The organism is Caldisericum insulae (assembly GCF_047785965.1).
Taxonomy (GTDB): Bacteria; Caldisericota; Caldisericia; order Caldisericales; family Caldisericaceae; genus Caldisericum; species Caldisericum exile_A.
In genome coordinates, this window is sequence record NZ_JBLOBF010000022.1 from 1 (window position 1) to 6644 (window position 6644).

The following is a 6644-nucleotide window of genomic DNA, read 5'->3' on the forward strand; positions in this document are numbered from 1 at the left end:
GAGCGTAAGCGACTGAGGAATCCCCTCAGTTTCGGGGGAGTATTGGAGGGGGGGTTGTTGCCCCCTCAAAATGGTTGTCATTCCGAAGGAGCGTAAGCGACTGAGGAATCCCCTCCTTTAAGTGAAGTAGATATACTTCTCACTTGAATTCCCTGAAAAGAGGAGATTTCTCATTAATCGAAGGGGTAAAAGTCCCCCCTTCGAACTTTCCCAAAAGGAGGAGATTTCTCCTCACTTCGTTCGTCGAAATGACTCGTTGTATCATTCCGAAGTGGCGTAGCCACGAGGAATCTCCGTCGTATGGGTAAAGTTGTAGGAGGGCGGGACATTCCTACAAATAAAAAATGCCCCCCGATATCTTCGGGGGGCAAAGCTCAGATAAGTGAGCCTTACGGCATCGTAATAGTTACCATTTGTTTAAAAGGATCCCAATCAATCTTTGCGCCAAATGCTTCTGCAATAACACGGAGAGGAACCATTGTTCTTTGACTCTCTTTGTCTATGTATGGAGGAACAATTTTAAAAACGTTTCCATTGACTACTGCGGTGTCGTTTCCAATCTGGAGGCCAATTTGGTTATTGCCAAGAACAACTGTTATACCTTGTGTTAAAGGTGCAAAGTCTACTTGTGCACCAAATGCCTCTGCGATTGCACGGAGTGGTACGAAGGTTCTTCCATTATGAATTTCAGGTGCTACATCGAGGTCGACATAACGATCGTTAACTGTCATTTGTTTTAAGCCAATCCAAAGAACAATCTTTGTTCCAGTTGGTGCTGGTTTCTGATATGTAACTTTAATGGTCTTTGTTGCAACATTGCCTGCTGCATCAAAGGCTTTCACAACGATTGTGTTTGCACCTTCATTAAGTTGGACTTCTGTTGCAAATGATCCATCAGGAAGAAGTGACACTTGCTTATAGTTAACTGCAACAAAAGTTACACCGACATTATCAGTTGCAGTTCCTGTAACTTCAACTGTTGCAGTATTAACTGTTGAACCATCTGCTGGCGAAGTTACTGTTAGTGTTGGAGGAGTTGTGTCTTTCGGTGCTGGAACAATCTGGAAGGTGTAGGGTTGTAAAGCACCTACTGAAATATATCCTTCACCTTCATACTCTGGATGCACCTTAAATGCGGCATGTCCGTTAACATCAGTATATGCAGTAAGAATTGGATAAGGTCCAGGAAGTTGAACATTAACTGCAACTCCCTCAAGCCCTTTACCGTGTGCATCCTTGAAATCAACCGCAAACTTATTGTCTTGCTCTGTATAGAGTTTAAGGTCTTGAGGAGTCACTGTGATTGAAGGATCAGTAACCTTCAATACATCAGTGTAAATAACTGTTGCTGTTCCAGAAACTGTTGTCTTAATGCTAAGCATTGCAGGCTTGCTTCCAACAAGAGGATTACCATAAGATGCCTTAACATCTTTAACTGACTGATCAACTACATCATAATCATCAACTGTATCATTCCACAATGAAGACACTGGTAAACCATAGATTGAAAGGTCGGTCTTATCGGTTATCCACTGAACTGCAAGAAGATCGTTAGAGTGCGACATTACATTGCCAGTATCTGGATCAATAAGATCAAAGGTAACTGTTTCAGAGAAGTCATTAGTAATAAGTCCATCTTTGTGGACTGAGGTTATCTTAAGTGTTGGTGTTACTGCTCGGATTGTAACTGTATATAGTGTCTTTCCATCAGCTGAGGGTGCGGAGATTGTTACACCTCCTGTGATTGGTGTTGCAAAATTGAATTTGTAAGAGCCATCTCCATTATCTGCAATCTGAATTCCTGATGGAGCGCAAGTAAATGTGAGTCCTGGCACTGCTCCAGAAACCGTAACTTCTGGATAAATCTTACCAATTACAAAATGATCAACAGATGCAGTGAGATTAACTACTTTTTGTTTAACTGAAATTGCGCTATAGAACTTGCTTGTAAGAGTGGTTCCATCTTCCCCATATACTTCAATATCAATTGTTCCAACAAGATTGAACTTCAATCCAGGGAATTTATAGACGCCACCTTCAACATTTGCGTTGTTTCTTGGACCAGTTCCAGTTGCATCAAGAACTACTGCATCCTTACCAGGTGCATAAGAAGGCGCTAACTGATACTGGGCACCACTTGGAACTGTAAACATTCCAGCAGGTCCCACAAGAACAACCTTACCGTTGTTTCTTGCCTCGCCATTTGCCATCTTGACAGTTACATCAACTTCTTGAGTGCTGTCAACAGGAATAGAAGTTTTAGGAGTGATGTCTACAATATCAGATGTGATTGTAGGATAAATATCAAATTTTTGCTCTACAACTTTTGTCTTTGTTTTAAGAGGATTTGTAGAGTTCCAAAGCTGTTTCTTTACATAGTAACCAAGTTTTCCACCTGTTTTAATCTTATAAACACTGCTTACTAATGTTACTGGTGATTCGGGAGTAGGTCCTTGAGATGCTGTATAATGAACAAACCAACCAGTAGGTAGTGTTTCATTATATGTAAATGTAACTGGCTGATCAATGCCAAAACCATTGTTAGAACCAGGTATTACATAAAGCTGTGGATTCCAATCACCAGGTTGTAGATAGTTTAGTGTAACATAGCCAACTGCAGTTGAAGTAGAAAGTTTTATGGTTTCAGAACCAATTGTTGTATTACTAGGTTTAACTGCTAATGTGTAGAAGCCACTTCCATTGTCAGTAACTGCTCCGAGTGTTGCACTTACACCTGCAACATGTGTAGCTGTAAGTGATAATCCTCCCTGAGGAGCTCCATTTGTATCAGTTATATAAAGCGCTACATTCTGTAAACTACAGTTTGAATAAAGAAGTGTAGGTTGAACAACTAAGTTTACTACAAGTTGTGAAGGACCAACTGTCCACTCATAGTAGTGAGCAACACCAGCATTAGGGTCGTTATTTACAAAATCTGGTGCGTAGTTATCAGAAACAAACAAAACGTATTTACCTGCATTTGGAAATGTTGCGTAGAATGAGAAAATACCACTTGCATTAGTTGTTCCAGATGCTTCTTGTATATACTTGTTATTTGTCTCATCAAACCATGCAACAACAATTGTTACACCAGAAACTGGAGAAGAGGAAGTATCACCATAGAATACCTTTCCTGAAACAAGTACATTGGTTGAGCCAACCGTTGGTGCAGAAGCAGGAGTAATGTTTGAAATATTATACTTGAGATATACCTTTACGTTTCCTGAAGTTCCGTAAGTTGTGTTGCCTTCTGCTACCTCATAGAGTCCTTCTTTAAGCGTTGTTGCTGATGTCCTCAAAACAAAGGGTCCGCTACCAGAAACAGCGTACTGGTCAACTACACTACTAGTAGAATCAATCAAGTAAACATTTTCTGCTACATTTGTGGTTACTGTTCCTGTAATAAGTTCACCCATTGTGTAGGTAGGTTTACCTGTATCAGTTGCCGGTGCTCTTAAGGGACCAATTGATGCACTTGCAGTGGGTACTCTTGCAACAACGACAAGAGAGAATACCATTGTTACTGCAAGTAAAATACTTAGAAATTTTTTCATAATAACGTCTCGCCTCCTTTCAAAGCGATAAATTTTTTAGTTTGTGTTTCTTTTCGTGGATTTTTTCCCAACTCTCACCTCCACATTTAAGTGAGTTTTTATTATTTTTAAACAACCTTTGAATCCTGAAAGGCTTTGCCTGTGCTAAGTGCCAATTACCTTAGCGCCAGTTTGCAAATGCCTTCCAACACCCAAAGGAAGTAAAAACCAAACTTAGGAGATTCCTCAGGCTAAAGCCTTCGGAATGACAACCATTTTGAGGGGGTAACAACCCCTCTCAATACTCCCCCGAAACTGAGGAGATTCCTCGTGGCTACGCCACTTCGGAATGACAAAAAATTGGCTTCGGAATGAACGCAACCAGTCATTTCGACGAACGTAGTGAGGAGAAATCTCCTCCTTTGGGAAAGTTGGAAGGGGGATGTGCCCTCTTCCAATGATTGTCATCTAGAACGAATGTGAGAGATCTCCGACTTTATATTTTTAAACTGTGTGTAAAATTTGCTCATTAAAAATGCTATAAATTCTTGCCTTCTATCTTAACTCTCTTCAGTTTTCAAGGTGCTTCTTGCAAGTTTTTCTTGCAAGGGAAGGACAGCCTCAAAATTTTTTACAGCCTTCCATTTACTATATGCAAAAACCGTGCCAAACTGATATATGGGATTCCACATAACATCCATTAAATATCGTTATTATCTTGCATATTTAGAATTTTGGATATACTAAATATGTTTAAAAACACCTTAAAACCCTGCCGATTTTTACCGAGTTTTTGTGTAAAAATTACACTCTCAGTGTAAAAATTACACACTCTACTGATTATTCTCGGATTGGAGAAGTCGTAAAAATTCCTTAAAAACCTCTCCCCTTGTTAGATAACCTTTCTTTGAAAGAAGCGGTGAATTTCTTTTACCGTGGATTGAAAAAATGATTCTGTATTTTTCTATTTGAGGTATATCTTTGCCATTTTCGAATTCGCTTTCATCTAAGCCAAGCATACCATAAAGAATATTAAAGAAGTCTTCCGAAGTTATCCTTGCGTTTATATCGATACCTTCCGGTATTTGGAATCCATAAGTTCGGAGGACAACAACAGAATTAAACAGGTAATGCCCTGCTTTTACGCCTGGGTAAATTTCTTTGCCTGTTATTTTGTAATAACTTCTGATAAAAAAATCCTTTGCTTTATAAAAAGAGCTAACAAAAAAGTTATAAACTCTATTTACAAATCTGTCAAAATTATTTTGCTCTGCCATAAATTGGTATTCTTTAGGGATTTGATTTAGCCTTATATAGCGAGCAACAAGCACAATAAGTTCTCCTTGCTTCATAAAAAGCTCTTCATGGAGTTTACCATCTGCAAACCCTATTACATACCCCATGCTTTTAAGTTTCTCACCTGGAGTTTCAGCCAATGCAACATTGGGTAAACTTGGTAAACTTCCAAAAACAATTAAAAATAGCACAAAAATTATAATTATTTTCTTTGTAAGTAATTTTTTCATCAAGTATATTATATACTTTTCCTTAAATTTGTGCTAAAATTCTCCTATGGAAAATATTTGCATAATTGTAAATCCTGTATCTTCAAATGGAAAAGGGCTCAAAGAGTTCAAATTGGTAGAAAACTTTATTAAAAGTTTAGAAAATCCACCTAAGATACTTTTTACAGAATATCCAAAGCACGCGATTGAACTTGCAAAGGATGCCTTCCATAGCGGATTTAATCGTATAATTAGTTTTGGAGGCGACGGCACGCATAATGAGGTGTTAAATGGAATCCTTATGGGTGCTGTGGAAAAATTCAACAAAAGAGTTTTTGAATTCAATCAAGATGAAGTTGACAAAATCCCACCGCTTGGAGTTGTTTCTATCGGCTCGGGCAATGATTTTAGAAAGACTCTTAAACTTCCAAAAGATGTTTTATCTGCACTTAAAATTGCGTTAACGGGGACAGGCAAACCAATTGATGTTGGACTCTTTGAATATGTAGATTTTTTAGGTAATCCTTCTCAAAGATTTTTCCTAAATATCCTAAGTGGAGGATTTTCAGGAGTTGTTACCAACAAGGCAAACAAAAGTAAGAAATCAATTTTTAGAGGTCTTACATATACGCTTTCGCTTATTTCAACGCTTCTTTTTATAACAATCCCGAAAGGAATCCTTAGACATGGAGAAAATGAACTTAACGGCAATTTTTTTGAATTTGATATTGCAAATGGAAAATATTTCGGTGGAGGAATGTGTGTCTCGCCTAAGGCAGAAGTTACAGACGGTCTTCTTAATGTGTCAGTCTTTAAAAACTACAAAGGGCTTGAAGTCCTCTTTAAGATTAAAAAACTCTTTGATGGAACAATACTCACGGAGAAAAAACTCTACCACGACTTTGTAAAAGAGGTTTTCGTAAAAACGGATCCACCATCATTAATTGAGGCAGATGGCGAGGTTTTAGGATATACGCCTGTCAAGGCAAGGGTAATTGAGAAAATAATAAAAGTTGTTTATTAAACATTTCTTTGTAAGGGAATTTCAACATATAATTAAATATGGAAAAAGTTGAAACAAAATTAGTTAAGCGAATCGCACTTGTTGCACACGACAGGGAGAAAAAAGATCTCATTGAATGGGTTGAATTTAATTGGGGAACATTATCCCCTCATGAACTTATCTGTACAGGAACAACAGGAAAACTTGTAGAAGAAACGCTTATTAAGAAGGGGCTTACTCCAAAAATATTGAAACTAAAATCAGGACCACTTGGAGGAGATGCACAACTTGCCGCTCTCATTGCCGAAGGAAAAATTGATTACCTAATTTTTTTCTGGGACCCAATGGAACCACAACCCCACGATGTTGATGTAAAAGCACTTTTAAGGATTGCAACTCTTTACAACATTCCAACAGCAATGAACCGCTCAACCGCAGATTTCATAATCTCTTCAATCCTTTTTGGGACAAACTACACACCGAAATTAAAGGATTATAAATCTTACATTGAGCGAAAAATTGAAGATTTAGAGAAGTAAAAGGAGGAGATTTCTCACTTACTCGAAGGGGTAAAAGTCCCCCTTCGAACTACCCCAGAAAGGA

Annotated in this window: 5 protein-coding genes; 2 read left to right on the forward strand and 3 right to left on the reverse strand. The window is 38.3% G+C overall.

From position 1 onward, the window contains the following. Positions 1-389 precede the first annotated feature (389 nt). The 3 genes from ACMV0E_RS07955 to ACMV0E_RS07965 all read right to left on the reverse strand — a co-directional run bounded on the left by ACMV0E_RS07955 (position 390) and on the right by ACMV0E_RS07965 (position 5059). Positions 390-3554 (reverse strand): stalk domain-containing protein, encoded by a 3165-nt coding sequence (locus ACMV0E_RS07955; protein WP_416085852.1) that lies wholly within the window; start codon positions 3552-3554, stop codon positions 390-392. Positions 3555-4093: 539 nt separating this feature from the next. Beyond that, a complete protein-coding gene (locus ACMV0E_RS07960) occupies positions 4094-4234 on the reverse strand; it encodes a hypothetical protein (protein ID WP_416085853.1) in 141 nt (46 codons plus the stop codon). 132 nt (positions 4235-4366) lie between these two features. After that, a complete protein-coding gene (locus tag ACMV0E_RS07965) occupies positions 4367-5059 on the reverse strand; it encodes a hypothetical protein (RefSeq protein WP_416085854.1) in 693 nt (230 codons plus the stop codon). Positions 5060-5105: 46 nt separating this feature from the next. On the opposite strand from ACMV0E_RS07965, the gene ACMV0E_RS07970 reads away from it, so the two are divergent. Then, on the forward strand, positions 5106-6062 hold the full coding sequence (locus ACMV0E_RS07970) for a diacylglycerol/lipid kinase family protein (RefSeq protein WP_416085855.1): 957 nt from the start codon (positions 5106-5108) through the stop codon (positions 6060-6062). 38 nt (positions 6063-6100) lie between these two features. Beyond that, positions 6101-6580, forward strand: a complete 480-nt coding sequence (locus ACMV0E_RS07975) for a methylglyoxal synthase (protein ID WP_416085856.1) — start codon at positions 6101-6103, stop codon at positions 6578-6580. The last annotated feature ends 64 nt before the right edge of the window (positions 6581-6644 follow it).

Bases quoted from the DNA above. Each gene is read 5' to 3' on its own strand.
- ACMV0E_RS07970 (WP_416085855.1), top strand. From the start codon at position 5,106: ATGGAAAATATTTGCATAATTGTAAATCCTGTATCTTCAAATGGAAAA.
- ACMV0E_RS07965 (WP_416085854.1), bottom strand. From the start codon at position 5,059: ATGAAAAAATTACTTACAAAGAAAATAATTATAATTTTTGTGCTATTT.
- ACMV0E_RS07960 (WP_416085853.1), bottom strand. From the start codon at position 4,234: ATGGATGTTATGTGGAATCCCATATATCAGTTTGGCACGGTTTTTGCA.
- ACMV0E_RS07955 (WP_416085852.1), bottom strand. From the start codon at position 3,554: ATGAAAAAATTTCTAAGTATTTTACTTGCAGTAACAATGGTATTCTCT.
- ACMV0E_RS07975 (WP_416085856.1), top strand. From the start codon at position 6,101: ATGGAAAAAGTTGAAACAAAATTAGTTAAGCGAATCGCACTTGTTGCA.